Annotated in this window: 21 protein-coding genes; 14 read left to right on the top strand and 7 right to left on the bottom strand. The window is 42.0% G+C overall.

The window, feature by feature from the left end; all coding sequences use genetic code 11:
* Positions 1 to 133: 133 nt before the first annotated feature.
* On the top strand, positions 134 to 1,003 hold the full coding sequence (locus AC1Q59_RS14155) for a LysR family transcriptional regulator (RefSeq protein ID WP_492366493.1): 870 nt from the start codon (positions 134 to 136) through the stop codon (positions 1,001 to 1,003).
* A 44-nt stretch (positions 1,004 to 1,047) separates the two neighbouring features.
* On the opposite strand, the gene ahpF is transcribed toward AC1Q59_RS14155, so the two are convergent.
* From ahpF to AC1Q59_RS14170, 3 genes are all read right to left on the bottom strand, one after another.
* Positions 1,048 to 2,577: an alkyl hydroperoxide reductase subunit F gene (ahpF, locus tag AC1Q59_RS14160; RefSeq protein ID WP_492366494.1), complete on the bottom strand. Its 1,530-nt coding sequence runs from the start codon at positions 2,575 to 2,577 to the stop codon at positions 1,048 to 1,050.
* Positions 2,578 to 2,589: 12 nt separating this feature from the next.
* Positions 2,590 to 3,153, bottom strand: coding sequence for an alkyl hydroperoxide reductase subunit C (ahpC, locus tag AC1Q59_RS14165; RefSeq protein WP_492366495.1), 564 nt, complete (start codon positions 3,151 to 3,153; stop codon positions 2,590 to 2,592).
* 200 nt (positions 3,154 to 3,353) lie between these two features.
* Positions 3,354 to 3,956 carry a TetR/AcrR family transcriptional regulator gene (locus AC1Q59_RS14170; RefSeq protein WP_492366496.1) on the bottom strand — a complete coding sequence of 201 codons (603 nt, stop codon included), beginning with the start codon at positions 3,954 to 3,956 and terminating at the stop codon, positions 3,354 to 3,356.
* 199 nt (positions 3,957 to 4,155) lie between these two features.
* Between AC1Q59_RS14170 and AC1Q59_RS14175 the strand changes: the two genes are divergently transcribed.
* Together AC1Q59_RS14175 and AC1Q59_RS14180 are read left to right on the top strand one after the other, a co-directional pair.
* On the top strand, positions 4,156 to 4,893 hold the full coding sequence (locus AC1Q59_RS14175) for an SDR family NAD(P)-dependent oxidoreductase (protein ID WP_492366657.1): 738 nt from the start codon (positions 4,156 to 4,158) through the stop codon (positions 4,891 to 4,893).
* A gap of 46 nt (positions 4,894 to 4,939) precedes the next feature.
* Entirely contained in the window at positions 4,940 to 5,713 is a 774-nt protein-coding gene (locus AC1Q59_RS14180) for an SDR family NAD(P)-dependent oxidoreductase (protein ID WP_492366497.1), read from the top strand.
* A 41-nt stretch (positions 5,714 to 5,754) separates the two neighbouring features.
* On the opposite strand, the gene AC1Q59_RS14185 is transcribed toward AC1Q59_RS14180, so the two are convergent.
* The gene (locus AC1Q59_RS14185) at positions 5,755 to 6,516 is read right to left on the bottom strand and encodes an acyl-[acyl-carrier-protein] thioesterase (protein WP_492366498.1); all 762 of its coding nucleotides are present in this window, start codon (positions 6,514 to 6,516) and stop codon (positions 5,755 to 5,757) included.
* 314 nt (positions 6,517 to 6,830) lie between these two features.
* Between AC1Q59_RS14185 and AC1Q59_RS14190 the strand changes: the two genes are divergently transcribed.
* The 4 genes from AC1Q59_RS14190 (at position 6,831) to AC1Q59_RS14205 (ending at position 13,129) form a co-directional block, all read left to right on the top strand.
* Positions 6,831 to 8,228, top strand: coding sequence for a multicopper oxidase family protein (locus AC1Q59_RS14190; RefSeq protein ID WP_492366499.1), 1,398 nt, complete (start codon positions 6,831 to 6,833; stop codon positions 8,226 to 8,228).
* Between the two features lie 656 nt (positions 8,229 to 8,884).
* The gene (locus AC1Q59_RS14195) at positions 8,885 to 10,438 is read left to right on the top strand and encodes a BCCT family transporter (protein ID WP_492366500.1); all 1,554 of its coding nucleotides are present in this window, start codon (positions 8,885 to 8,887) and stop codon (positions 10,436 to 10,438) included.
* 407 nt (positions 10,439 to 10,845) lie between these two features.
* Positions 10,846 to 11,631, top strand: coding sequence for a TerC family protein (locus AC1Q59_RS14200; RefSeq protein WP_492366501.1), 786 nt, complete (start codon positions 10,846 to 10,848; stop codon positions 11,629 to 11,631).
* Positions 11,632 to 11,965: 334 nt separating this feature from the next.
* Positions 11,966 to 13,129, top strand: coding sequence for a PQQ-dependent sugar dehydrogenase (locus AC1Q59_RS14205; RefSeq protein ID WP_492366502.1), 1,164 nt, complete (start codon positions 11,966 to 11,968; stop codon positions 13,127 to 13,129).
* A 57-nt stretch (positions 13,130 to 13,186) separates the two neighbouring features.
* Here AC1Q59_RS14205 and AC1Q59_RS14210 read toward each other — a convergent pair whose 3' ends face one another.
* Complete coding sequence (locus tag AC1Q59_RS14210) at positions 13,187 to 15,421, bottom strand: outer membrane protein assembly factor BamB family protein (protein ID WP_492366503.1); 2,235 nt, start codon at positions 15,419 to 15,421, stop codon at positions 13,187 to 13,189.
* 205 nt (positions 15,422 to 15,626) lie between these two features.
* Here AC1Q59_RS14210 and AC1Q59_RS14215 point away from each other — a divergent pair, with 205 nt between their 5' ends.
* The 6 genes from AC1Q59_RS14215 (at position 15,627) to AC1Q59_RS14240 (ending at position 21,399) form a co-directional block, all read left to right on the top strand.
* Positions 15,627 to 16,307: a PspA/IM30 family protein gene (locus AC1Q59_RS14215; RefSeq protein ID WP_492366504.1), complete on the top strand. Its 681-nt coding sequence runs from the start codon at positions 15,627 to 15,629 to the stop codon at positions 16,305 to 16,307.
* 77 nt (positions 16,308 to 16,384) lie between these two features.
* A complete protein-coding gene (locus tag AC1Q59_RS14220; RefSeq protein ID WP_492366505.1) occupies positions 16,385 to 17,413 on the top strand; it encodes a TFIIB-type zinc ribbon-containing protein in 1,029 nt (342 codons plus the stop codon).
* Positions 17,410 to 18,213 carry a TPM domain-containing protein gene (locus tag AC1Q59_RS14225; protein WP_492366506.1) on the top strand — a complete coding sequence of 268 codons (804 nt, stop codon included), beginning with the start codon at positions 17,410 to 17,412 and terminating at the stop codon, positions 18,211 to 18,213. Before AC1Q59_RS14220 ends, AC1Q59_RS14225 begins: the two co-directional genes overlap by 4 nt.
* Positions 18,214 to 18,253: 40 nt before the next feature.
* Positions 18,254 to 19,246, top strand: a complete 993-nt coding sequence (locus AC1Q59_RS14230; protein WP_492366507.1) for an SPFH domain-containing protein — start codon at positions 18,254 to 18,256, stop codon at positions 19,244 to 19,246.
* Positions 19,247 to 19,429: 183 nt separating this feature from the next.
* Entirely contained in the window at positions 19,430 to 20,200 is a 771-nt protein-coding gene (locus AC1Q59_RS14235; protein ID WP_492366508.1) for a histidine phosphatase family protein, read from the top strand.
* A 164-nt stretch (positions 20,201 to 20,364) separates the two neighbouring features.
* Complete coding sequence (locus tag AC1Q59_RS14240; protein ID WP_492366509.1) at positions 20,365 to 21,399, top strand: LLM class flavin-dependent oxidoreductase; 1,035 nt, start codon at positions 20,365 to 20,367, stop codon at positions 21,397 to 21,399.
* Between the two features lie 38 nt (positions 21,400 to 21,437).
* Here AC1Q59_RS14240 and AC1Q59_RS14245 read toward each other — a convergent pair whose 3' ends face one another.
* On the bottom strand, positions 21,438 to 22,628 hold the full coding sequence (locus AC1Q59_RS14245; RefSeq protein WP_492366510.1) for a coenzyme F420-0:L-glutamate ligase: 1,191 nt from the start codon (positions 22,626 to 22,628) through the stop codon (positions 21,438 to 21,440).
* A gap of 118 nt (positions 22,629 to 22,746) precedes the next feature.
* Here AC1Q59_RS14245 and AC1Q59_RS14250 point away from each other — a divergent pair, with 118 nt between their 5' ends.
* Positions 22,747 to 23,631 carry a LysR family transcriptional regulator gene (locus tag AC1Q59_RS14250; RefSeq protein ID WP_492366511.1) on the top strand — a complete coding sequence of 295 codons (885 nt, stop codon included), beginning with the start codon at positions 22,747 to 22,749 and terminating at the stop codon, positions 23,629 to 23,631.
* A gap of 108 nt (positions 23,632 to 23,739) precedes the next feature.
* Here AC1Q59_RS14250 and AC1Q59_RS14255 read toward each other — a convergent pair whose 3' ends face one another.
* A complete protein-coding gene (locus AC1Q59_RS14255) occupies positions 23,740 to 26,823 on the bottom strand; it encodes an efflux RND transporter permease subunit (RefSeq protein ID WP_492366512.1) in 3,084 nt (1,027 codons plus the stop codon).
* Positions 26,824 to 26,834: the final 11 nt, after the last annotated feature.

A 26,834-nucleotide genomic window follows, 5' to 3' on the forward strand; every position in this document is an offset into this window, starting at 1 on the left:
CTCTCTATGATGTTTCTAGCAATTTTGTGAATTAAATATCTTTAGAAATTTGATTCTAGCATAGAAATTTACATTAGTGAAATTAATATATATAATTATTGTATTAGTAAAACTTATTTAAGGGGGGATCTTAATGAATCGTTATGAAGTCTTTATAAAAGTCATAGAAAAGGGGAGTTTTACAAAGGCGGCTGAGGAATTGGGTTACACGCAATCGGCAGTCAGTCAGATGATTCATACTTTGGAGGAGGAACTCTCCACTACGTTAATTTCCCGCTCCCGTAAGGGGATTACGCTGACTTCCGATGGAGTCGAGTTTCTTCCCTATATCACAAAAGTTTATAATTCGTTCAGAGAACTAATTGAAAAAAGCAAGGAAATGAAAGGGCTTGAAAGCGGTAATATTCGAATTGGGACTTTTTCCAGCGTATCCTGCCATTGGCTGCCAAGCTTAATTAAAGATTTTAAACAAATATATCCATCTGTTCATTTTCATTTACAGCAAGGCGAATATACAAGCATTGTACAGTACATTAAAGAGGGCAGTGCTGACTTTGGCTTTGTGAATCCGGAGGCTGGAGGCGATCTGCATACTGTTCCCTTAAAGGAGGACGAGATGCTGGCTGTGCTTCCTGCTGGCCACCCGCTTGCTGAACACTCTACTGTAACATTGGAGGAGCTTTCGAAGGAGCCGTTTATCCTTTTAGAAGAAGGCGAATACAGTGAACCATTGGAGATTTTTAAAGAAAATGGACTATATCCTAATATTCAATACCGGGTATTTGATGATTATACAATCATGTCCATGGTGGAAAAGGGTTTGGGCATTTCCATCCTGCCGCAGCTGGTCCTTAATCGCGTAAACTATCAAATCGTAATGAAGGAAATAACCCCAAAAATTGTCCGTACGATTGGCCTTGCCTATAATAATAAAAAAACATTGCCAATCGCAAGCAGGTACTTTATTGACTTTCTCATCCAGCAATTTCACCCTAAAAATTAAAAAAGGGATCCCAGGCTAAACTGCCGGGATCCCTTTTTTATCTATTAATTCCGAATGAGATAATCAAATGCGCCTAAGGCTGCAGTTGCACCTGATCCCATTGAAATAATAATTTGTTTGTAGGCACTGTCTGTACAGTCACCAGCTGCAAATACACCTGGGAGGCTAGCAGCACCACGCTTGTCTACAATAATTTCCCCGGTTCTTGTGCGTTCAACTGTATCAGAAAGCCAATCGGTATTTGGCACAAGTCCAATTTGAACAAACACACCTTGTAATTCAATATGGTGTTCTTTGCCTGTTTCACGGTCAATATAGGTAATGCCGTTGACCTTATCAGTACCTGTAATTTCCTTTGTTTGAGCGTTCTTAACAACTGTAACATTTGGAAGACTGTATAGACGATCTTGCAAAACAGAATCGGCTTTTAGCTCAGGGGCAAATTCAATAACTGTTACATGTCTCACAATTCCTGCAAGGTCAATGGCAGCCTCAATGCCGGAATTCCCTCCGCCAATGACAGCTACATCTTTTCCTTCAAATAGAGGTCCGTCACAATGAGGGCAGTAGGCAACACCCTTATTTTTAAACTCCGCTTCCCCAGGGACGCCAACATTACGCCAGCGGGCACCAGTTGATAGAATGACAGCTTTACTCTTAAGAACAGCGCCGTTTTCCAATTCGACTTCGATAAAGTCCTTCTTTTCTAAACGTTTGGCGCGCTGTAAATTCATCACATCAATGTCATACTCTTTCACATGCTCTTCAAGACTTGCTGCTAGTTTTGGCCCTTCGGTGTATTTAACACTAATAAAGTTTTCAATTCCTAGTGTATCCATAATCTGGCCGCCGAAACGTTCTGCAACAATTCCTGTTCGGATGCCTTTACGAGCAGCATAAACGGCTGCACTTGCGCCAGATGGGCCGCCCCCAACGACAAGCACATCAAATGGCTCCTTATTGGATAGCTCAGAAGGATCCTCAGAGTTGCCCATTTTCGCAAGAATTTCCTCCAGTGACATACGGCCGCTTCCAAAGACTTCACCATTTAGGAAAACAGTTGGAACTGCCATTACGTTTTTGCTTTCCACTTCTTCTTTGAATGCTGCACCATCAATCATCGTATGTGTAATGCCAGGATTGAGGACACTCATCACATTCAGTGCCTGTACAACATCAGGGCAGTTATGGCAGCTTAAGCTAACGTATGTTTCAAAGTGATATTCGCCTTTGATATTTTTAACTTGGTCAATGATTTTCTGATCAACCTTAGGAGCTCTGCCGCTCACTTGAAGCAAAGCTAGCACGAAAGAAGTAAACTCATGCCCAAGAGGGATGCCGGCAAAAGCGATGCCAGAGTCTTCTCCAATACGGTTGACACTGAAGCTAGGTGTTCTATCTAAGGTTGTTTTTTCTGCCTTAACTTTAGATGACATTGTTGCCAGCTCATCAACTAGAGACAGCATGTCATTTGATAATTTATCAGTTCCTGCACTGACTTTAAGCAATACATCGTTTTCCATAAGCTGAAGGTATTGATTGAGCTGTGCTTTTATTTCTGTGTCTAATATCATTTATAGCACCTCTTAAATTTTTCCAACAAGGTCAAGGCTTGGTTTAAGTGTTTCAGCGCCTTCTTTCCATTTTGCTGGGCAAACTTCACCAGGATTGTTGCGAACATATTGAGCTGCTTTAATTTTGTCAATAAGAATGCTGGCGTCACGGCCAATGCCATCTGCATTAATTTCAACAGCCTGGATGACTCCGTCTGGATCAATGATAAATGTACCGCGGTCAGCAGCTCCTTCTGCTTCTCTTAAAACTTCAAAGTTGCTGGAAAGGACATGTGCAGGGTCACCAATCATTGTATAAGTAATTTTTCCAATAGCTTCTGAAGAATCATGCCATGCTTTATGTGTAAAATGAGAATCTCTTGATACAGAGAATACTTCTACACCAAGTTCCTGAAGTGCTGGATATTGCTCCTGAAGATCCTCTAGTTCAGTTGGGCAAACAAATGTAAAGTCCGCTGGATAAAAACAAACAACACTCCAATGACCTTTAAAGTCTGCATCTGTTACTTCAAGAAATTCTCCGTTTCTATAAGCTTGTGCTGTAAAAGGTTTAACCTCTGATCCAATAAGTGACATAATGATAATTCCTCCTAGTGATATATTAAAATTACAGACTGATTGTTTAAAGAGAATGATAAACACTATCAATCTATAATTATTTCTTATTTACAATTATTATTATATGGGTTTAATTATTAATGTCAATATAAATACAATAATTATTCTAATTTAATAGTTGGTATGAAAAAGAAAGAGTGACGCCAGAGGCATCACTCTTATTTCCCTATGTACTTGACTGAATACATATGTGTCCTTGCAAGGTCAATGACCTCTTTAATAAATTCCTCCTGGGGTTCTTCAAAACCTGTATGGATCCAATGCCGAATGAGCCCGAAAAATCCATAGGCGGTATAGCGTTTAAAATAATCCATATTGACTGGCATATTGTTAATCGTTTCAAAAGCAAACTTTTCCTGATAAATCTTGAGAATGGTTTGCGGAAACCTTGTGTGAAGGCCAGGTAATGTGTCATCATACTTAATCAATTCAAAAAAATCCCGATGCTCATATATATAAGAAACAATATTCATTGAAGGGGGATGTATTTTAGCAGTATATACTTTTTGCCCTGGTACATATGGTTTGCCTACAGATTCTTCTAATCCATCTAGCATAGAGTTGAGTAAATCATCAGCCAGTTCAATTTTATCCTGATAATGGACATAAAAGGTACTGCGGTTATAGGCCGCGTAATTGACAATGTCTTTAACAGTGACGGAATGATAGCCTTCTTTTTTTATAAGTTCTATTAGTGATGTTTTCAAATGATCCTTTGTCCGATTTTTCTGCTGAGATGTTCCGCTATTCAAATTATTCATGACAAAACCTCCCCGAAGGTAGACAGTTAAATCCAAAGTGTCTAACTAGTAGACACTTAATGATATCTTGATGATTGTGATAAATAAACAGCGTAGTAAAATGAAATTGTGAACAAAATAGTACAAATTCAGTTTTCACTTTTCATTTTTGTGAAAATAGAGTATGGCTATTGAATCCATTATACAGGGGGAATTGATGATGGGAAAATTACAAGACAAAGTAGCGGTCATTACTGGGGGAGCATCAGGAATTGGTGCAGCAACAGCGCGATTATTTGTTTCAGAAGGGGCAAAAGTAGTGCTTGTTGACTTAAACGAAGAAAAAGGAAAAGCTTTTGAGGCAGAATTGAAAGCGCTTAACGCAGAAGCTCTTTTTGTAAAGGCAAATATAACCAGTGAAGAAGATGTAGCAGATATTTTTAAACAAACGATTGAAACATTCGGTAAAGTAGATGTTGTCTTTAACAATGCAGGAATCGGACGTGTTCATTCATCACATGACTTGGAATATTCCGAGTGGCGCAATACAGTCAATGTTGATTTAGATGGTGTATTCCTAGTAGCGCGTGAAGCAATCCGCGAAATGCTAAAAGCTGGCGGCGGTACAATCGTTAATACGGCTTCTATGTACGGCTGGGTTGGCTCACCAGGTTCAGCTGCTTATAATGCTGCAAAAGGCGGTGTCATCAACCTTACACGCTCACTTGCACTGGAATATGCTGAAAAAAGTATCCGTATCAATGCTTTATGCCCAGGTTTCATTGATACACCAATCATTCCGGAAGAGAGCAAACAAGTTTTATCGGAAATGACTCCAATGAAGCGACTAGGCAAAGCTGAAGAAATGGCTAAGGCTGTGTTATTTATGGCTTCTGACGATTCTTCATTCATGACTGGTAATACGTTAACTGTTGATGGCGGTTATACTGCTCAATAATACACTTTTAAATAGATAAGATTCACTTTTTAGGGGGACATTTAAAATGGGTAAATTTGATGAAAAAGTTGTTGTTATAACAGGTGCAGCTGGCGGAATTGGAAAAGCAGTCGCAAAAAAGCTTGCTGACGAAGGGGCAAAGCTATCTTTAGTAGATTTAAATGTTGATGCAGTTAAAGAAGTGATCTCTGAGCTAGGCCTTGATGATTCAAGAGCAATCGCTCTGCAGGCCAACGTTGCTAAAGAAGAAGATGTCATAGCATACGTTGATGCTACAGTTGAAAAGTTTGGAAAAATTGATGGATTTTTCAACAATGCAGGGATTGAAGGAATCACAGCAAATATTGAAGATTACCCAACTGAAACGTTTGAATTAGTCTTTAATGTCAATGTGAAGGGTGCCTTCCTTGGACTTAAATATGTTGTTCCTGTGATGAAAAAACAAGGATCCGGCAGCATTGTCAATACAGCATCAGGTGCCGGTCTAATTGGTGCACCAGGCATGGTTGGCTATAATAGCTCAAAACACGCTGTCATTGGCATGACCAAAGTCGTTGCATTAGAGGCAGCTCCATTTGGTGTCAGAGTCAACGCAGTAGCTCCCGGAGTAATTAACACTCGTATGATGCGTCAAATTGAGAAGAATACAGTTCCGGAGGATGCGGAAGGAGCAAGAAAGGCATTTGGTGCAGCTGTGCCGCTTGGAAGATATGGCGAAGCGGAAGAAGTAGCAAATGTAGCAGTCTTCTTACTATCTGACGATGCTTCCTATGTATCACAATCCATCTATACGGTTGATGGCGGACAAATTAACCAGTAATACATTAAAACCTCTCATGTAATCCGTGAGAGGTTTTAACTTTATCTTTGTTTTGTAATCGAGACCAATGATTTAAACACGACACTGTTGTCCCTTTGATTGATGCCCTCGATGTAGACGGCATTCTCATCTATCCTGGAAACATCTTTATATAAGGTAATAGAGTCTCCTGGAAGTGCCTCTTGGTTAAAATGAAGGTCAATGGTTTGAATGGTGTAGTTCTGATGGTCTTCGACAGGAAAACAATCCATGATATAGTCGACATACTTGGAATTGTTTAAGTGCCCGTTAAAGTCAATATCACTATAGCCAATGACTTTGTTATAGGCAATGTCTAATTGGCCAAAATCCTTTAGCTTAGCTAATCTTCCTTCCATTGCCCGTTCTGTCCGATCAGCCGGATGGTGGAAACCAATGAGTTCGCTTCGCTTAAGTTTTCTCTCCTTTATGTCCATGATCACCCATTTAGAAACAGCCTTAATAATGATATTTCCGTTCGCATCCTTTACAAGGTAATCCCGGTCAAATTCCACTTTACCCGGTGTTAGCGGCCAAGTTTCAATTGTAATTTCCTCATCCCATGTGGGGATTCTCTCAATATTCACCTGAATTCGGGTTAAAACCCACGCAACACCAAACTTCTTTTCCAGTGTGGCAATACCAAAGCCAAGCTCGTCGGCAGCCAGACTGGCAATATCCTGAAAATAGCTAAACAACGTGCTAAGCTTGAGCTTTTTTGTAAAATCAACATCCCTTAAATCAACATGATATTTTCCCTTAAAAACGGATGAAACAGCTGTCATTTCTATTTCTCCTTTATAAATATATTACTTAATTTTACCACATTTGGCAGGGGGCATGTCATCCTCAGCATCTTAGGAGGAGCGGGATTTCCCTCGATTTCCTATTAGCCCTTACTTGTAAAATTTGTTTTATTGAAATATTATTTTTACCTGTTTATCATAGAATATAGGAGATTAAAAAGATTAATAGAACTTTATATATTTTTTAAGTAAGGAAAGGAAGTATTAAGACCAAATTGAAATTAAAAAAGAGTTTATTTACCTTACTATTCATGTCCGTGATTTTTATTTTGTCTGGCTGTGGTCAGGAGGAAATGGTTACAAACGTAGGGAAGTTAAAGTTTGAACAGCCATTAAACATCCCTCCTTTATTGGAGCCCGAAATTCAGTCGGATGGCACCAAACATTTCACATTAACGATGCAAAAGGGACAGACAGAATTTTTCCCTGGGAAAATGACGGATACGTGGGGAATCAATGGTTCTTATCTTGGCCCTGTCATCAGGGTGTCACGCGGAGACAAAGTGGCCTTTGATGTTGAAAATAACATTGGTGAAGTTTCAACACTGCACTGGCATGGGATGAAACTGCCTGCGGTAATGGATGGGGGCCCGCATCAAATGATTGAGGCCGGTGAAACGTGGAAGCCGCACTGGACAATTGACCAGCCAGCAGCCACTACCTGGTATCACCCGCACTTGCACGGAAAAACTGCTCAGCATGTTTACCGGGGACTAGCAGGGATGTTTATTATCGACGATGAGGATTCGAAGAAATTACCTTCAAATTACGGTGTAGATGATATCCCGCTCATTGTCCAAGATAAATTGTTTAAAAGCGATGGCCAATTATCCGAGAAAGATGACACCACCTTCGGCTTGCTTGGTGATGAGATTATTGTCAATGGGACGCATGACCCATATCTAGAAGTCACATCAAATAAAGTACGTTTTCGTCTGCTGAATGGGTCAAATGCCAGAGCCTATCATTTTGGCTTTACGGATGGCCGCTCTTTTCAGCTGGTGGGCAATGATGCCGGTCTATTAAATGAGCCGGTCACAATGGATCGAGTTATGCTCAGTCCCGGAGAGCGCGCAGAGATCGTTGTTGAATTTAAGCCGGGAGAGGAAACTATTCTTCACAGCTTTAATGGGGGCGTCGGTATTGAGAATGGAGAATTTGATCTGTTAAAAATTAAAGCAGCTGATCAATTGGCAGAGTCCGCTCCAATACCTGACAAACTTTCTTCCGTACCGCCAATTGAAGCGCCTGAGCATGCAAATGTCCGGACGTTTAAAATGACTATGGAAAATACGATTAATGAGAAAAAGATGGATATGTTCCGCATTGATGAGGTCGTTCCAGCAGGCACTACGGAAATATGGGAAATCAGCAATATAGGCTGGTCACATAATTTCCATGTTCATAATGCAGCCTTTAGGGTCTTAGATGTAAACGGGCAGGAACCTCCAGAATACGAGAGAGGCAGAAAGGACACGGTGTTCATTGCTAATGGGGCGAAGGTACGGATTGCGATTGAATTCGGCAATTATCCTGATCCTAAAAACCCGCTGATGTATCACTGCCATATCCTGCTGCATGAAGATGCCGGCATGATGGGGCAATTCATGCTTGTAGAGCCTGGGACTGAATCGCAGATACCAGCTGAGCTTCCGCGTAAAGAGGATGAGTCACAGCATAGCGGCCATTAAATAACAGCATATTGCCAGGAAAGAAGGGCACGGGATCGAGATAATGATCTCCGTGCCTTTTTATGTGCAGATTTTTGATTCTTAGTGTGCTAAAGGCGTAGTAGGGCGGGGTGCCTTTGGACAGGGATAATGGAAACTGTGGATATGGAGTCTGAAGAATACCTTGGTTTAGACAGGAAAGGCAAAAAGAAGAGAGACAGAGTCCGAAGTGATGCCCGCTTCAGACAGGAAAGGCGAAAAAAAGAGAGACAGAGTCTGAAGCGATGCCCTCTTCAGACAGAAAAGGTGAAAAAAGAGAGACAGGGTCCGAAGTGATGCCCGCTTCAGACAGGAAAGGCGAAAAAAAGAAAGACAGAGTCCGAAGTAATGCCCGCTTCAGACAGGAAAGGCAAAAAGAAGAGAGACAGAGTCCGAAGCGATGCCCGCTTCAGACATAACCAGATAAACTAAAGGGCCCTTGTGTCCGAACCAACGCTCCTCGTACAACTTAAAATAAGTTTTTTTGGACTTTGGACGGGGTATTTTTGGCAGTGTAGTTAAGATGTTTAGGCGGTTCTGTAATAGGTTAAACACAAGAAAAGGGAAATCCGTTATATTTTCCATAATCAAAGGGATAACTGGAAATAATAAGACGGAGTTAATAGGGGAGGAATTCAATGGACAAGAATATTTGGAAAAACCCCGTGTTTTTAGTTTCAGCATCCGTTATTTTTATTTTGGTTATTATAGGAGCTTTGGCGCCAAAAGGGTTTGGCGCAATTGCGGGGAAATTGTTTGATTTCACGACTGTTAATTTTGGTTGGTTCTACCTGCTGGCTGTCTTTATTTTAATAATTTTCCTTGTAGGACTTGCAATCAGCAAATATGGGGCCATTCGGCTTGGCGGAGACAAGGATCGCCCCGAATTTACCTTTTTTACATGGATTGGAATGCTATTTTCTGCTGGTTTTGGAGCGGGGCTTGTTTTTTGGGGAATAGCCGAACCAATGAGCCATTTCTTTGAGTCACCTGTGGCTGGAGTTCAAGGCAGAACGGAGGAAGCAGCCAGGGTTGCAATGGGGTATGCCTTTTTCCACTGGGGGGTTAGCCAATGGGCAGTGTTTGCGATTGTCGGACTAGTGATTGGCTTCCTCCAATTTCGAAAACAAAAAGATGGACTAGTCTCCACCGCATTGGAGCCTGTTACGGGCGGTAACCGCATCGTAAAAAATACAATTGATTCGTTCGCGGTTATTGCAACTGTTATGGGGATTGCTACTTCAATTGGCTTAGGCGTTTTGCAAATGAATGGGGGATTAAATGCCGTATGGGGGATCCAGAATTCAGTGGGGGTTCAGATGCTTGTGATTGCAGTCATCTTTATTGCCTACATGCTTTCCGCTACAACGAGTCTAGAAAAAGGGATAAAGATCTTAAGTAACTTAAATTTAGGATTGGCGCTGGCGCTTCTGCTTTTTGTTTTTATCGTCGGACCAAAAGTGTTTATTATGGAATCCTTTACATTGGCTATCGGTGATTATTTGACGAACTTTATTCATTACAGCTTAAGGCTCCAGCCATATATTGGCGGTACATGGGTGCGTGATTGGACCATTTTTTATTGGGCATGGGCGATTGCCTGGTCTCCATTTGTTGGTGCTTTTGTGGCAAGGGTCTCCAAGGGGAGGACTATTCGTGAATATATATTAGGTGTAATGATTATTCCTCCGCTCATTGCTTGTGTATGGATAGCTGTTTTTGGAGGCACAGCTCTATGGCTTGATCTAAATAATGGGACCAATATCGCTGTTGCTGTAAATCAGGATTTAACATCAGCCCTCTTTAAAACATTGGAATATTTGCCGTTCAACACGATTCTTTCTTTGCTTTCCATTTTGTTAATCTTTACTTTTCTAGTGACATCTGCTGATTCCGCTACTTATATTTTGGCGAGTATGACCATGTTCGGTAGCCTTGCACCACCGCGTTTTGTAAAATTTGTATGGGGAGTGCTGATGGCAGCGATTGCCGCCGTTTTGCTTTATGCCGGCGGATTAGAGGCTTTACAGACTGCGTCACTAATATCTGCATTGCCATTTACAGTGTTGCTGCTCCTTCTTCTCGTCGCTATCGTCAAGCTGATCCGGCATGAACCATTGCCAATAAGAAAAGCTGATTTAAGGCGATTTCGCAGGCTTGAAACCGCTGTTAAAAAAGCAAAAAAGGAATAAAAGAGTAAGTCCTATCCAAAGGGGGACTTGGCCATCTAATTACAGATAGCTTGCATTTTGGCAATCAGTACTTCAGCAGGTGATTTCATAAATTGTATAAAGAATAAATTCGGATTGCCATTTTTTCGCAGGCGGAGTTTTGCTGGATGCTGTTGACATAAGAGTAATAAGACACTATGATAATTATATAAATTGTATACGTTTCTCCTAAAGGGGAGTAGCTTTTACAACAAGGTCGTCATTTCGGAGCTTTGGCTCTCGGCTTTGTTGGCAACTTACACGGTTGTTAGCAAGACCTTTACCAATGGTAAAGGTCTTTTTTGATGTTTTTAAAGCCTTTACCATTGTCGGTAAAGGCTTTTTCTATTTGCTGAGGAGAAATTAAATAAAAAAGGAGGATTTGTTGGATGGAACTATCGATTTTATTTGAGTACTCATGGGTATTATTGCTTCTTATTGCTTTAGAGGGATTGCTTGCTGCTGATAATGCGCTTGTGTTAGCGATTATGGTTAAGCATCTGCCGGAAGAACAAAGGAGGAAAGCTTTGTTTTACGGGCTTGCAGGGGCGTTTGTGCTTCGCTTTGCATCGCTGTTTGCTATTTCCTTCCTTGTGAATGTATGGCAGGTGCAGGCGATCGGAGCACTCTATTTGCTGTTCATTGCTATCAATCATATTTTTAGAAAACTAGTTGTAAAAAAGAAGTCGAAAGACAAAACAGAGAAGTCGAAGTCGGGATTTTGGGGAACGGTTTTTAAAGTAGAATTGGCTGACATTGCTTTTGCTGTTGACTCGATATTAGCTGCTGTTGCGCTTGCGGTTACTCTGCCAAACACATCTTTGCCAAACATTGGGGGACTGGATGGCGGGAAATTCCTTGTTATTTTTGCCGGTGGAATCATTGGATTAATCATCATGCGCTTTGCGGCTAATTTCTTTGTTAAGCTGCTTCATTCTAGACCGGGTTTAGAGATTGCTGCCTTTATGATCGTTGGCTGGGTAGGTGTGAAGCTTTCTGTCTATACCTTATCCCACCCGGCATTAGCGGTATTGCCGGAGGGATTTGCTACATCACCAGGATGGAAAATTACTTTCTATGCCGTTCTGTTGTTAATTGCAGCGGGCGGGTGGTTTTTTACAAAGGAAAGGAAACAGGAGGAGGCACCTTTAGTTTCCAATGAAGAGGTAAGTTAGATTCCTTGAGGATTAATGAGGCTGAGGGAGGACCCGCGGATACCTTAGCCTTTAGTATCCGCAAAAGCCCCCCACAACGCATCTAAATGAGGTTAACTTGGTTTTTTAAAACATAAGAAGTTGTATCTTTAATTGAGTAACCAGTGAAATTTAAAATAGGCGGATTGCAGGGAATTTGCTGTGAATTGAGTGATTAGGTTTGTGCTTTACCATTTTGCTCCTCAAAGTAACCAGTTGGTATTTTACTCCCTCTTAATTTTTTATTTAAAACAGTTTAAATTATCTGAAATGTGTTAACACTGTGGGGGAAAATATTATTTTGAGGTGGTCTATTTTGAAAAAGTCAGTTGTTTATGGAACGTTGGGGGTTGTTTTAGCAGCGGGGCTTGGGACTGCGTTGTTATGGGATAAAGATGAAGCAAACAATGCGGATGTGAAAAAAGATCCTGTTCAGCAGGAATCCGTCCAAAAACAGGATGCCGTTGAGGTTATGGAAAAGGCTGTGGAGGTATCCGTTTCAGATGATGGGGCAGTGAATGCCAACCATTTATATATCCCATGGACAATCAATAAGGATGGCAGCTCCTTCTTCCTAAGTCAGCGTGAAGGTTCGGTGATTCAAATTGATGGCGATCTTGGCTTGGTCAGTGTCCAGGATGTGAAGCTTTCCGAAGAGATTTTCAATGAAGGTGAAGGGGGATTCCTTGGCTTTACTCTTGGGGAAGATTTTGCAAAGTCAAAGAAGGGTTTTGCCTATTACACGTACCAGAAGAACGGTGAAATCCTGAATCGGATTGTTTCACTAAAGCTTGAAAATGACACTTGGACAGAGGAAAAAGTTTTACTGGATAAGATTCCGGGCGGAGAAATTAATAATGGCGGCCGAATCAAAATTGGTCCAGATGGCATGCTGTATGCAACAACCGGTGATAATGGCGAATCAGAGAATGCACAAAACCTTGATAGTCTAGCAGGGAAAATTCTAAGAATGGATGTCAATGGCGGCATTCCGGCAGATAACCCATTTGAAAATTCATATGTCTATTCCTTTGGCCATCGCAATCCTCAAGGACTAGCCTGGGATAGCGACAAAAATCTTTATAGTTCAGAGCATGGCGAGTCGGGCCACGACGAATTGAATCTGATTCAAGCCGGAAAAAATTATGGCTGGCCAGAGATTCAAGGCGATGAGGAAGCTGAGGGCATGATGAAACCGCTGATCCACTCAGGTGACGCCACTTGGGCACCGGCAGGAATGGCGTTTAATGATGGGAAACTATTTGTAGCTTCCTTGGCAGGTAAGAAAATTTTTACCTATGATCTGGCTGATAAAGAGTATTCAGAGTTTTACACAGAAGCGGGAAGATTGCGTGATGTATTAGTTGATAACAATGAGTTATTTACTATCACAAGCAACCGTGATAATCGAGGTAATCCGACGGATAAAGATGATCGATTAATTCATATTCCATTAACGGAAAAAGCATCGGCAAATTAAAAAATGGGCAGTCACTATAAAGAGTGACTGCCTGTTTTTTTTAGGATCTTGCCGGCATTAGCCTCCGCCAAGGGTTTTTACATATTTGGATACAGCCTGAATTTCATCTTCAGATAAGGTATCTTTAAACGGAGGCATCGATCCGGCTCCGTTTTTCACTTGATTTATGACGGCATCAAGGTCCATCTTGGTCTTCTGTAAATTTGGTCCATTATGACCGCCAGCTCCAGCGGCTCCATGACAGGCTAAACAATTATTTTTATAAACTGTTTCTCCGGCTGTTGCTGAGACGGCTCCTTCCTTTTCTTTCTTATTTTTTTGATCAGTTGGCTGCTTTTCCTTCTCTTTGCCTTTAACAGGCGACACATTGATTTGATCCTTAGGAATATCCTTTATAGATCCGTACTTGCCTTCAAGCGAGAAGGTATAAATTTTATCACCATGCGTGGTTCCAGCCAGTGAATTCCCCGCAGCAAAAATAGAAATATACTGTTTCCCGTCAATTTCATATGTGATTGGCGGAGCATTGGCGCCAGCGTCCATTTTAAACTCCCACAATTGGTCGCCGGTGGTTGCATCATAAGAAATAATGCGTCCGTCATTATGACCGGTAAATAGGAGATTTCCTTTAGTTGTCAGGAGACCGCTGTAGGCAATGGTATCCCAATTTTTCTGCCAGACAATCTTATTTGTTTTAATATCTAGGGCGGTGATTGTTCCGCGGCTAGGAGAGTTCTCTACCGGCTGCCAGACACTGCCGATATATTCTTTTCCCTGTTTAAATTTTTCTTCTTCCTCTTCTCCATAGTGGGCAAACGCAAAATAATTGTCATTTCCCATGACATAAAAGTATTCAGTGTTCGGATTATAGGCCGATGGCGGCCAGTTGGCCCCGCCCTGCGGCGATGGTTTTAGGGTTAATGGTTTATCCCAGAACGGGGTAAAAATACTGCCATAGTCCCCTGCAAAATCCTTAGGCAAATCCCGTTTCACATCTTCCTCTGTAACGGTTTGCGGTACAAATGCATCTCCAATCGGGAATGGCTGTGTAGGCGAAGTTTTTTGGTTGGCATTTTGCGGAACCGGCTTTTCCTCAATACCAATTAGCGGCTTTCCATTTGTCCGGTCCAAAATATAAAGCCATCCTGTTTTCCCTGCTTGCACAATTCCCTTTCTCATCTTGCCATCCATTTTTACATCAAATAAGACAACCGGGTTTGCCGGGTCTAAATCCCAAATATCATGGTGTACTTCTTGGAAATGCCATTTATACTTTCCGGTATCTGCGTCTAAGGCAAGAATGGAGTTGGCGAATAAATTATCGCCCTCACGGCTGCTGCCGTCCAAGTCAGGTGATGTATTACCGGCAGCAAAATAGATCATCCCAAGTTCGGGGTCAATGGCCGGAGTCTGCCAAACTGGGGCTCCTCCCGTCAGCCAGTCTTTGCTGTCTTTTGGCCATGTGTCGCTTCCGATATCTCCCGGAGCCGGAAGAGTATAGGTTCTCCAAATTTGCCTGCCTAGTTCAGAATCATAGGCAGCGACATAACCTCTAATACCATACTCACCGCCAGCGATCCCTGTATACACTTTCCCATCATAATAAAGAGGAGCACTGGTGATGGTGTATCCTTTTTCCCAATCGTCAACTCTTGTTTCCCATAAGACTTTTCCGGTCTTTTGATCAAGGGCAACAAGTCTTGCATCTAATAATCCAACAAAGACCTTTCCATCTCCAATGGCAACACCGCGGCTTGTCCATCCGCAGCAGACTGTGTTAAGACCATCAGAAAGCGCTGGTTTGTACTCCCAAATCATTTTTCCAGTTTTAGCATCTAGAGCCTGAACATCGTTGGCCCCAGTAATCGTAAACATCACTCCATCATAGACAAGCGGTGTGGACTCACCTGAATATTTAAAATCAAATCCCGAGCCTAAGCTTGTGACCCACTCTACTTTTAAATCCTTTACGTTTGATGAGTTGATTTTATCCAGGGGTGAATATCTTCCATTATGGATATCTCCACCATTGGTGATCCAATCGCCTGATGGCGGCTTTGTTAACTCTTCAGCAGAAAACTTTGGTGCAGTCTTCTTCTTATAATCCATATGCTGATAAGAACGATAATTCGTGTCAGCCAGTTGGTCAATTGGCATATTATCATGGGTTTCCTCCTGCTGGCCAGCACCCTTGTTTCCATCTTTAACTTCACTGCCTTCCTGTTTGTCGGTATTGCCGCAAGCAGAAACAAACACAAGCAATAATGCAATAATCGTACATAACCTTTTCACTCTTTTACCACTCCTTTCATCCTTTTACAGTAATTTGCCCGCTTATAGGGAAAATTATTGCAAATGTAAATTCACTTCACAGGTTAAATTTGATTCTTTTTTCATGCGATGAAAGTGATGCCGATGATAAAAAATGAAACTTTATTTTGAATAAAGCAGTATACTGTAGTAATGGCTTTTTTTGACAAAGGGGGAATCCGATCATATGAGCATCATAACGAGGTTTAAGGATATTATGGCAGCCAATATCAATGCTTTGCTTGATAAGGCAGAAAATCCCGAGAAGATGATTGATCAGTATTTGAGAAATTTAAACAAAGATTTGGGAAAAGTCAAATCGGAAACAGCTTCGGTAATGGCAGAAGAACAACGTGCGAAAAGAGTGTTAACTGAGTGCCAGGAAGAAATGGAAAAAATGGAGAGATATGCGATTAAGGCAGTCGAGGCAGGGAATGACAGCGATGCAAGAAGATTCCTTGAGAAAAAGGCGGCTTTAGCAGCAAAGGAAACAGAATTGCAAACATCCTATCAGCTGGCGCAGACCAATTCTTCGCAAATGAAACAGATGCATGACAAGCTTGTGTCAGATATTGGTGAACTGGAAGCACGAAGAAATTTGCTAAAGGCAAAATGGTCCGTAGCCAAAACACAGGAGCGGATGAATCAGCTTGGTGCCTCTGCAACACATTCAGGTCAGTCCATTTCTGCTTTTGACCGCATGGAGGAAAAAGTGAATCGTGCGCTGGATGAGGCAAAGGCAATGGCCGAATTAAATGCTGATCCCCAGGATGAATTAGCCGGCCTAACAGCTAAATATGATAAGAAAAACAATGATATTGAAGATGAACTGGCGGCTTTAAAAGCAAAAATGAAGAATAATCAATAGGGAAGAAAGCTGCGGCTATGAGGCTGCAGCTTTTCGGCGCCTGCTTTTAAAATGAATGGACAAAAGGGTGATTAGTAATGATCCTTCACTATAAATGCCCCAGCTGTGGCAGTGATATGAGTTTTGACGCCGATTCAGGCGAATTATCCTGTCAAAGCTGCGGCAGACATGAAAATATTGCAAACTATCCGGAAGAGCTGAAAACATACATGTTTTCTGAGGATGAAGCTAAGGAATATCATTGCGAGAATTGCGGTGCTGTGCTAATGACAGCAGCGGAAACCGCTGCAACTCGATGCAGTTTTTGCGGAGCGGGTGTCGTGATTGCTGACCGGCTATCAGGCGATCTTGCTCCGGCAATGGTCATTCCTTTTACGATTAGCAAAGAAGAGGCCGTGGCTGCCTTTAAAAAGTGGTGCAGGAAGGGCGTTCTTACGCCAAGAGGTTTTATGACGGCCGATCGCATCAAAAGTATTACAGGTTTGTATGTCCCTTTTTGGTTATTTGATTTAAATAGCAGAGTACAGGTCAATGCTGTATGCACAAAGGTCAGGACATATAGCGACAGTGAGTATATCTATACAGAAACGAAGTTTTACGATGCCTATCGCGACATAAATCTTGATTATATTAAAGTGCCTGTTGATGCCTCTGAAAAAATGAATGATGCCTTAATGGATAAGCTGGAGCCTTTTCCTTATGATCAGCTGAAGGACTTTAAAACACCGTATTTGGCGGGCTTTTTAGCAGAGAGATATAATTATTCAGATAAGGAACTGCTCTCAAGAGCAAAAGATAAGATCAGCAGCTATATTGACTCCTATACTCGATCAACCTTATCAGGTTATCAAACCATAAATTATAAGAGTAAAGATATTCATACGACAAACGTTAAAAGCGATTATGTTTTATTGCCTGTATGGATGGTCAGCTATGATTATAACAGGTCTGAGTATATCTTTGCTATGAACGGACAGACAGGAAAGGTTGTCGGGAAACCGCCCGTTAGCAAAGGCAAAGTGGCGATGTGGTTTAGCAGCATTGCGGCTGGATCCTTTTTAGCTTTAAAATGTGTCGCCTTTATGATGGGAGGCGGTTTTTGGTGAGAAGCCGTATGTTTGCGCAGAGTTTTCTTTCATTATTTACTGCACTAATGATTTTTTTATTGCTGGGAATAACAGCAGCGGCTGCAGATGCAGATGCTTTTGATCGGGACCGGTATATTTATGACTTTGCCGAGCTTTTGACGGATCAGGAATTATCGGAATTGCAGTCTTTGGCCAGCGGATTGGGCAAGGAAAGAAATACGGCATTTATTATTATCACATTAGCCGATTCACAAGGAAAAGACATTGTCCAATATGTTGAGGATTTCTATGATGAACAGGCTCCCGGCTTTGATCAGCCCCATGGAAATACAGCTATATTAGCGATTAATATGCAGGAAAGGGACGTGTATTTAGCGGGTTTTAAAAAGGCAGAGGAATACCTAGACAGCGGCCGGATGGATCAAATACGCAATAAGATTACGCCAGCTCTATCAGATGGACAGTACTTCGAGGCATTCTCATCCTTTATCCAGACTTCCTATGATTATATGGGTTATGATCCAGGGGTTAATCCGGAAAACCTCCTTTTTAAATGGTGGTTCCAGCTTGCTGTTTCACTTGGGTTAGCCGGAAGCATTGTTGGTCTTATGGCCTATCGCTTAGGCGGAAGAGTGACAGTCAATGCAAGAACCTATATGGATAGCAATCGATCGAAAGTACTTAGCAAGCAGGATCGTTTTATCAGGCAAACTGTCACAAGACAGCGAAAGCCTTCAAATGACTCAAAAGGAGGCGGCGGTGGCGGCGGAATTACCGGGGGCGGCCACTCGCATAGCGGAAGCAGGGGAAAGTTTTAATCGTTCTGTTTTAAGTAAAAAGTGAAAGGAGCAGAAATAGATGTCTTTTTTTCGAAATCAATTTGCCAATGTAGTGGAGTGGCAGGAATTTAGAGATGATATGATTTTTTATAAATGGAGCAATCGGGAAATCAAAAAAGGGAGCAGATTAATCATCAGGCCGGGCCAGGACGCGGTATTTTTTAATAATGGAAAAATTGAAGGCGTATTTTGCGATGAAGGTGATTATGATATTGAATCGCAAATCATTCCTTTTCTTTCAACCTTAAAAGGGTTCAAATTTGGGTTTAACAGCGGTATGCGGGTTGAGGTGCTGTTTGTTAATACAAAGGAGTTTATTGTTAAATGGGGCACGAAAAATGCCATTAACATCCCTGCACTTGGTTTTCCCGGCGGTATGCCCATCCGAGCGAATGGAACGTTTACTTTCAAAGTAAATGACTATGTGGCGCTAATTGACCAGATTGCTGGGGTTAAGGAGCAATATCTTGTTGAAGATGTGAAAATACGCATAACCTCTATTCTGGATCAGCTGCTGATGAAGTGGATATCACGGGAAGGGAAGGATATGTTCAATCTTCAATCCAATTCATTTGAAATTGGGAAAGGCATCCAAGAGGATCTTGATATGGAGATGATCAAAAGCGGTATGACGATCACCGGATTTACCATCATGAGCTTTAGCTATCCGAAAGAGATTCAGGATATGATTACAAAAAATGCTTCGCACGGCATGGTCAGCAATGTGGAAAGATACCAGCAAATCTCATTGACAGATGGAATGGCCTCCGGAAAAATGAGCGGCGGCGGGGCAGCATCTGATATGGCCGGAATGATGATGGGAATGAAATTTGCTGAAAAGATGATGAAACAGACGGATTCGGATGCCAAAAGGGAGACGTCATCAGAAAATACTCCGCTGTCTTCGCAGACAAAGGAAGAAGGAAAAAAAGCGCCTAATTTTTGCCCTAATTGCGGAACAAAGACAAGCGGCGGCAACTTCTGCTCCAATTGCGGGCAAAAGCTTGTTTAGTATTCACAAAAGAATATCAAATTTTTAAAAAGCGAGACAGCAATGTCTCGCTTTTCTTCTTGAAAAAATAAATCAGCTGGATAATTCCCATATGAAAAAGAAAATGCTAAGCAGGTGAAAGCTAGGATTCTCATGAAAAAGGGCGTGTTGGATCTTGCAATTAGACGGGAAAGGGGTGTTATTGTGTTAAAGAAGTATCTATTTGTTCTAGCTATCTTTGTTATGATGTTTCCTGGCTTAACAGGCTGGGTGAACCCTGTTCAAGCCTCAACTGAATATACAGGTGAGGGAAAAAAGGAATCCAAACCAGTAACGGTTTACCTTGTTCGCCATGGAAAGACAATTTTGAATAACACAGATCGTGCACAAGGATGGATCGATGCCCCGCTTATTCCTTCTGGAGAAGAGAAAATTAAAGAGACGGGAAAAAGGCTGGCGCATATCCCCTTTGTTGGAGCCTATTCAAGCGATAGCGGAAGGGCGATAAAAACAGCTAAATTAATTTTAGGAGAAAATCAAACAACGGCAAAAAGTTTGCCGGTTCTTTTAAACAAGGATCTTCGAGAGGCGTATTTTGGCAGCTTTGAGGGGGAAAAAATGAATGTCCTCTGGAAGGAGACTGCGAAGCACTTAGGCTTCAGCAGTAGTGAAGAACTGTTTGCAAGCAATGGGAATCCCTATGAAAAGCTAGTAAATGCTCTTTCAGAATTGGATCCATCAAAAGAAGCAGAGAATTATCAGATGTTAAAGGATCGCGCATTCAAGGCAATAACGGAAATTGCAGAAAAGACCTATCAAAAAGGCGGCGGAGATTTATTGGTTGTCTCCCACGGGATAACAATGAACGCTATATTGGATCAAATAGATAAGAACAAAGTACCAAAGGGGCTTTTTGCAAATGGAACGGTTATCAGGCTTGAATTTAACGGAAAGGATTGGAAGGCGGCAGAATAGGTCAGGAGGCGAACGAGTACACAAGATATTCTAATCAACTAAGGAGCTCTACTTATATGAATCATAAGCTAGAAGCAAGGGTACACTTGCTTCTTTTTAGGACAATCTTCCTGTTCCATGATAAAATCTTTAATTAAGAGTAATTGTTACAGGGGGTATTGGTTATGGAGTTAGGAATTACTACGTTTGTTGAAACAACGCCTGATGCAGAAACAGGAGAGATAAAAAGCCATGCAGAGCGACTGCGTGAAGTGGTTGAGGAAATTGTCCTTGCCGATAAGGTAGGATTAGATATCTTTGGTGTTGGTGAGCATCACCGCAAGGATTATGCGGCATCGTCTCCGGCGATTGTCCTGGCTGCTGCGGCCTCACAGACAAAGAAAATTCGCCTGACAAGTGCGGTTACTGTTCTATCATCTGCTGATCCAGTACGGGTTTTTCAGGATTTTTCCACACTTGATGCCATATCTAATGGCCGTGCAGAGATTATGGCGGGGCGGGGTTCCTTTATTGAGTCTTTTCCATTGTTTGGCTATGACTTACAGGATTATGATGAGTTATTTGATGAGAAGCTAGAGTTGCTTTTAAAAATCCGTGGGTCTGAGAAGGTAACATGGAAGGGAGGGCATCGTCCGGCTATAAACAATCTTGGGGTGTACCCAAGACCTGTTCAGGATCCGCTTCCGGTATGGATTGGCAGCGGCGGGAATCCACAATCAGCAGTTCGCGCAGGCATGCTTGGTTTGCCGCTTGTTTTAGCGATCATTGGCGGAAGCCCTGTCCAGTTTGCACCGATTGTTAAGCTATATAAAAGGGCAGCAGAAAGGGCTGGTTATGATCCTGCGAAACTTCCAGTAGCTTCTCATTCTCATGGTTTTATTGCAGAAAATACCCAAACAGCTGCAGATAAGTTTTTCCCGTCAACCCAATATGCAATGAACATTCTTGGCAGGGAGCGGGGCTGGGGGCACTATAGCAGAGCAACGTTTGATCAGGCCAGAAGCTTTGAAGGTGCTTTATATGTGGGAGATCCGGAAACAGTGGCAAAGAAAATCATCCATCTCCATGACCAGGTTGGGGTGACCCGTTTTATGCTCCATGTACCGGTAGGGAGCATGCCGCATGTGGATGTATTGAAGACAATTGAACTATTAGGTACAAAGGTAGCGCCAATTGTCCGTGAGGCGACTGCGAAGTAAATCAAAAAAGGCAGGGGAAGGTTCCCTTGCCTTTTATCTTACTTTGTATAGTTATCGAAATAGCCTTGAATATAGATAATTGGTGTACCTTTGTCTCCGCTTCCTGAAGTTAAATCAGATAGGGAGCCGATAAGATCAGTCAGTCTTCTAGGTGTTGTGCCTTGTGATTCCATAGCTCCAACAAGGTCAGCGTCTTTATTTTCAATATACTCAGAGATTGCCTTTTTAAGTTCTTCGCCTTTTAAGCCTGCGAAGTTGTTGTCAGCAAGATACTTAAGCTTTACCTCGTTAGGTGTGCCGTCAAGTCCAGCTGTATAGGCTGGAGAAACAACTGGATCAGCAAGCTCCCAGATCTTTCCTACTGGATCTTTAAACGCTCCGTCGCCGTATACCATGACTTCTACTTCTTTGCCTGTTTTTTCTTTAAGAGTTTGCTGAATGCGGTCAACAACAGGCTGACAATTGCGTGGGAAAAGCTTAACGCTTTCTTCGGTAGCTTTATTGGATCCCAATAAGCCATATGCTTCATTATAGCCGCTGCCGTCAACAGGCTCTGATAAAATATTATCAAGACTATACACTTTTTCAGCGCCGGCAGCTGCCAAAATCCGCTTTGTGCGGAATCTTGTATGGATATCACATGTAAGAACGCTCTTTGTATATTCAAGAATTGATTTTGGATGATTAGAGAAGATAACCTCGCACTCTACCCCATATTCTTCAATTAAAGACTTGTAATAATCAATATAATCAACACCAGTAAAAGGATGTTTATTATAGCCGAAATGTTCACGAAATTGCTCTTCTGTTAAAACATCTGTCCAAGGGTTGACGCCTTTTTCATCAAGCAGATCGATATCTACTAGGTGGTTTCCAACCTCATCAGATGGATAGCTTAGCATTAAAACAACCTTTTTCGCACCCTTTGCAATACCGCGAAGGCAGATAGCAAAACGATTGCGGCTTAAGATTGGGAAGATAACACCAATTGTATCATCGCCAAACTTTTCACTGACATCTTTTGCAATATCATCAATCGTTGCATAGTTTCCCTGTGCGCGGGCTACGATGGATTCTGTTACAGTCACAATGTCTTTGTCCTGAATAACAAAGCCCTCTGCTTCTGAAGCATTTAATACACTGTCGACAACGATTTTTTCAATAGAATCGCCTTTATTAATAATAGGTGCACGAAGTCCTCTAACAACTGTTCCAACTAATCTTTCCAAAATAAATCGCTCCTTAAGCTATGTGGTAAATATTGTGTTTTCTACCTTTTTACTATACATCAGCATAAGGATATAAGTAAAATTAATATATCTAATGGTAGGTATAAGGAGTGTTTATATGATAGCCAAGCTCGATTTATATCAAATTTTTTGCATAGTCGGTACAAGCGGCAGTTTTTCTAAGGCGGCAAAGTCCCTATTTATGACGCAGCCAGCTGTAAGCCAGGCTATTATGCAATTAGAGAAGGAGCTGGACACCAGGCTGTTTAATCGCACACCTAAAGGGGTGACATTAACCAACGAGGGCAGCATTCTTTTTGATTATGTTCAATCGGCGATTCATTTGGTTGAAATGGGAGAGGAGAAGATCCAGGAATTTAAAAACTTAACCATTGGCGAATTAAGAATCGGGGTTGGCGATACGATCTCAAGATATTTTTTGCTCCCTTATTTAGAGGCCTTTCATACGGAGTATCCAAATATTAAATTTAAGATTGTTAATGGGACAACCCTGGAGATCTGCGCTTTATTAAAGCAGGGAGAGGTCGATATTGCCATTTGTAATTTCCCAATTGATGATCCGCAATTGGAGCAAAGGCCATGTATTGATATCCATGATATTTTTGTCTGCGGAAAAAAAGATAAACATGAGATCCAGCAGCCGCTTGATGTCTCCGATTTAGTCGGTCTGCCTCTAATATTTCTTGAACCAAAGTCCATTTCAAGGAAGTATGTAGAGGATTACTTATTATCTAAAGGCATTAAGATTTCACCAGAATTTGAACTGGGTTCCCATGACCTGTTATTGGAATTTGCCAAAATCAATTTAGGCATTGCCTGCGTTACAAAGGAATTTGCTCAGGATTACTTAAACAAAGAATTAGTTTATGAAGTGCCATTAAAAGAGGCGATACCCAAAAGAAGCATTGGCATCTGTTCCTTAAAAGGCGTACCGCTGTCACAGGCCTCAACCAAATTTGTTGAAATTATAGAGGGGCTTTAGCACGTTAATAAAATGGGGGACAGTCCCCCGCCGCTTTAATGCGGCGAAGGGACTGCCCCCTATTTTTAAAAAAAGGATCATTCATTTTAAAGCCGTTCTTGTGCTTGTCTAGTTTTCCTGCACTTCTTTTCTGTTTTTCTTAAATAGTTTAGAAAGTATTTCATAAACCATTGGCACGACGATTAGCGTCAGAAGTGTGGAGCTTGTTAAACCTCCGATTACAGTGATTGCAAGTCCTTTAGAGATTAATCCTCCGCCGCCTGCGCCAAAGGCTAATGGAAGCAAGGCACCGATGGTTGCAATGGCTGTCATGAGGATTGGGCGAAGACGGGTTGCCCCAGCTTCAAGAATGGCTTCACGCATACCCATTCCGCTATGTTCCATGCGGACAATTCGGTCAACAAGGACAATAGCGTTCGTAACGACGATACCAATGAGCATTAATAGACCCATCATAACGGATACCGAAATCGTTTCTCCGGCGAGATAAAGTCCTGCAAACGATCCAATGACCGCAAATGGCAGGGAGAAAAGAATCGCAAATGGCGCAAGCCCCTCGCCAAATGTAACAACAAGAATGAAGTAGACAATCGCAATGGCTGCAAGCATCGCTGCACCAAGCTGTGTAAAGGTTTCATTCATATCTGCCTGTACACCGGCAACGTCAACATGGACACCTTTAGGCAAATCAAGCTTATCAACAGCTTTTTCTACCTTTGAGGACACCTTTGAAATGTCCTTTTGGGTGATTGTGCCTGAAACGGTTGCATAATACTCGCCTTTGCTGCGGGAAAGGGTATTTAAGGTTGTTCCTTCTTCCACAGTGACAAGCTCAGACAGAGGCATAACTGTGCCAAGAGCTGTTGGTATTGGCGTATCAAGAATGTCGTCAATTGATTCCGGCTGAGATGATTGTTCCTGCTGGACAATTACATCAAGTGAATTTCCGTCTTTTTCAACTGTAGTAAGCACATCTTCTGTTCGATTAGGGTTTAGCATCATAACAAGCTGGCCTGCTGTCAGACCATACTTGATTAATTCGTCTTGGGCTACTTTAAGGGTGTACTCAACATAAGCATCCTCTGCATTGCTTTTAACATCCTTTAAGCCATCAATATCCTTAATCGCTTCTTCTGCCTTAGCAACAGAATCATTTAGTTTGTCTAGGTTTTCACTATAGAACGTATAGCTGATCTCATCTGTTGAACCTGACATAGAAGAAAAGTTCTGGCTTTTCCATTCACCTGATTGGCCGGCGTTAAAGACATATTCTTCAATTTCATCTCGAACCTCAGGGAAGTTTTCCATATCTGGATCAAAGATTAGATACATTAAGGCACCGTCGCCTGAACCGCCCATCATCGCAGACATTTGGTCACCGGATTTAGTAATCGATACTTGGACAATGTCAATATCGTCTCTTTCCAGCATCTTATCCTCAATCTCTTGAACATTTGCCTGCGTCTCCTCAGGAAGCTCACCTGTATGAGGAGTGTAAGTTAAATACATAACTTTATCTTCCTCACTGCCCATGAAGCTAAAACCAATTAATGGTGTCAGCGCTAAGCTTCCGCCGAGCAGCAGAATAGCAAGGATGGAAGAAATAACTTTATGGTTAAGGGATTTGTTTAAAAATCCTTTATACCCATTTGCTAATTTTCCAGCTTCCTTATGGCTGCTTTCTGCCTTTTCACCATATAATTTCTTCTTAAATAAGAAGTGGGAAAGAGCTGGAACGATGGTAATCGCAACGAGCAGCGAAGCGCCCAGGGCAAATGTCATCGTTAAGGCAAAAGGCATAAACAGTTCGCCAACCATTCCGCCGACAAAAATTAACGGAGCAAATACGGCAACCGTCACCAGGGTGGAGGAAAGGATCGGCTTGAACATTTCAATCGTCGCTTCCCGAATAAGGGCACGGCCGTTTAGCTTTTCTTCTTTTAAATGCATTCTCCGGTAAATATTTTCCACAACAACAATCGAATCATCAATGACTCGGCCAATAGCAACCGTAATCGCCCCAAGGGTCATAATGTTCAGCGTGATATCCATCCAATGAAGGAGGAGCAGCGCCATAAAGACCGATACTGGTATAGATACAATGGAAATGATCGTTGATTTAAAATCACGCAAGAAAAGAAGGATGATTAAGACAGCGATTAAACCGCCGAAGACAGCTTTTTCAATCATTGTCGCGATGGATTCCTCAATTGGCTTCCCTTGGTCAAGGGATATATCAACGACAAGACCGTCAATTTTCTTCTCTTCATCTTTCATTAACTTTTTCACCTTATTGACAACGTCAACGGTATTAGCCTGCTGGCCTTTGACAATTTGAATGGCGATGGCATCCTTCCCGTTTGTCCGGGAAACGGATTCTATTTTTCCAACCACTTTTATGTCTGCAATTTCGCTCAGCTTTACAAATGGAGAAGGGTTGGCAGCCGATGGGGTAACAGGAATCAGCATATTCTTTAATTCATCTGCTGTCATGAACTTTCCGTCAATGGCTACAGCCTGTTCGCCCTCTTTAAATTCGTAAAGTCCCAGGGAAACCGCCATATTGCTTGCCTGAATGATTTCCTTTACCTTATCCTCGGTGAGGCCGAATTCATCTAGCTTTGCTTTACGATAAGTCAGGTCAACTTCTTCGATGTGCTGGCCTGTAATTGTCGCTGAGGCGACACCCTCGATTTTTTCAATCTTCGGAAGCAAGCTTTCTTCTACTGTTGAGGTCAGCTCAACAATATCCTCTTTTGTACTGCTGACGCTTAGTGCGACAACTGGCATCATATTCATGCTGATCATCGAGATGGTTGGCTCTTGTGCACCTTCTGGCAGCTTAACTGTGTCCAAGGCGGACTGCAGGGCACGCTTTGCCTCATCCATATCAATGCCATATTCATATTCTACTTGGATACTAGACATGTTCGAATAAGAATTCGAATACACAGCCTTCACATTTTCAAGGCCTTCTGCCACTTTTTCAATAGGGACCGATATGTCCTCCATGATTTTTTCGGGAGTGGCACCTGGATAGACATCCATGACCATCAGGTAGGGGATAGAAATGTTTGGGATTGTCTCCATATTCATTCTTGTGCCCGAATAGATCCCTGATACCGTAATAATGATCGTTAGAAGCCATACAGCAAGTTTGTTTTTCAGAACAAAATTAACTAATCCTTTCACTATAGCACCTG

Source organism: Cytobacillus sp. MT66, from assembly GCF_058792595.1.

Excerpts from the sequence above, each read along its gene's own strand:
- AC1Q59_RS14155 (WP_492366493.1), top strand. The coding sequence starts at position 134 with ATGAATCGTTATGAAGTCTTTATAAAAGTCATAGAAAAGGGGAGTTTT.
- ahpF (WP_492366494.1), bottom strand. The coding sequence starts at position 2,577 with ATGATATTAGACACAGAAATAAAAGCACAGCTCAATCAATACCTTCAG.
- ahpC (WP_492366495.1), bottom strand. The coding sequence starts at position 3,153 with ATGTCACTTATTGGATCAGAGGTTAAACCTTTTACAGCACAAGCTTAT.
- AC1Q59_RS14170 (WP_492366496.1), bottom strand. The coding sequence starts at position 3,956 with ATGAATAATTTGAATAGCGGAACATCTCAGCAGAAAAATCGGACAAAG.
- AC1Q59_RS14175 (WP_492366657.1), top strand. The coding sequence starts at position 4,156 with ATGGGAAAATTACAAGACAAAGTAGCGGTCATTACTGGGGGAGCATCA.
- AC1Q59_RS14180 (WP_492366497.1), top strand. The coding sequence starts at position 4,940 with ATGGGTAAATTTGATGAAAAAGTTGTTGTTATAACAGGTGCAGCTGGC.
- AC1Q59_RS14185 (WP_492366498.1), bottom strand. The coding sequence starts at position 6,516 with ATGACAGCTGTTTCATCCGTTTTTAAGGGAAAATATCATGTTGATTTA.
- AC1Q59_RS14190 (WP_492366499.1), top strand. The coding sequence starts at position 6,831 with ATGGTTACAAACGTAGGGAAGTTAAAGTTTGAACAGCCATTAAACATC.
- AC1Q59_RS14195 (WP_492366500.1), top strand. The coding sequence starts at position 8,885 with ATGGACAAGAATATTTGGAAAAACCCCGTGTTTTTAGTTTCAGCATCC.
- AC1Q59_RS14200 (WP_492366501.1), top strand. The coding sequence starts at position 10,846 with ATGGAACTATCGATTTTATTTGAGTACTCATGGGTATTATTGCTTCTT.
- AC1Q59_RS14215 (WP_492366504.1), top strand. The coding sequence starts at position 15,627 with ATGAGCATCATAACGAGGTTTAAGGATATTATGGCAGCCAATATCAAT.
- AC1Q59_RS14220 (WP_492366505.1), top strand. The coding sequence starts at position 16,385 with ATGATCCTTCACTATAAATGCCCCAGCTGTGGCAGTGATATGAGTTTT.
- AC1Q59_RS14230 (WP_492366507.1), top strand. The coding sequence starts at position 18,254 with ATGTCTTTTTTTCGAAATCAATTTGCCAATGTAGTGGAGTGGCAGGAA.
- AC1Q59_RS14240 (WP_492366509.1), top strand. The coding sequence starts at position 20,365 with ATGGAGTTAGGAATTACTACGTTTGTTGAAACAACGCCTGATGCAGAA.
- AC1Q59_RS14250 (WP_492366511.1), top strand. The coding sequence starts at position 22,747 with ATGATAGCCAAGCTCGATTTATATCAAATTTTTTGCATAGTCGGTACA.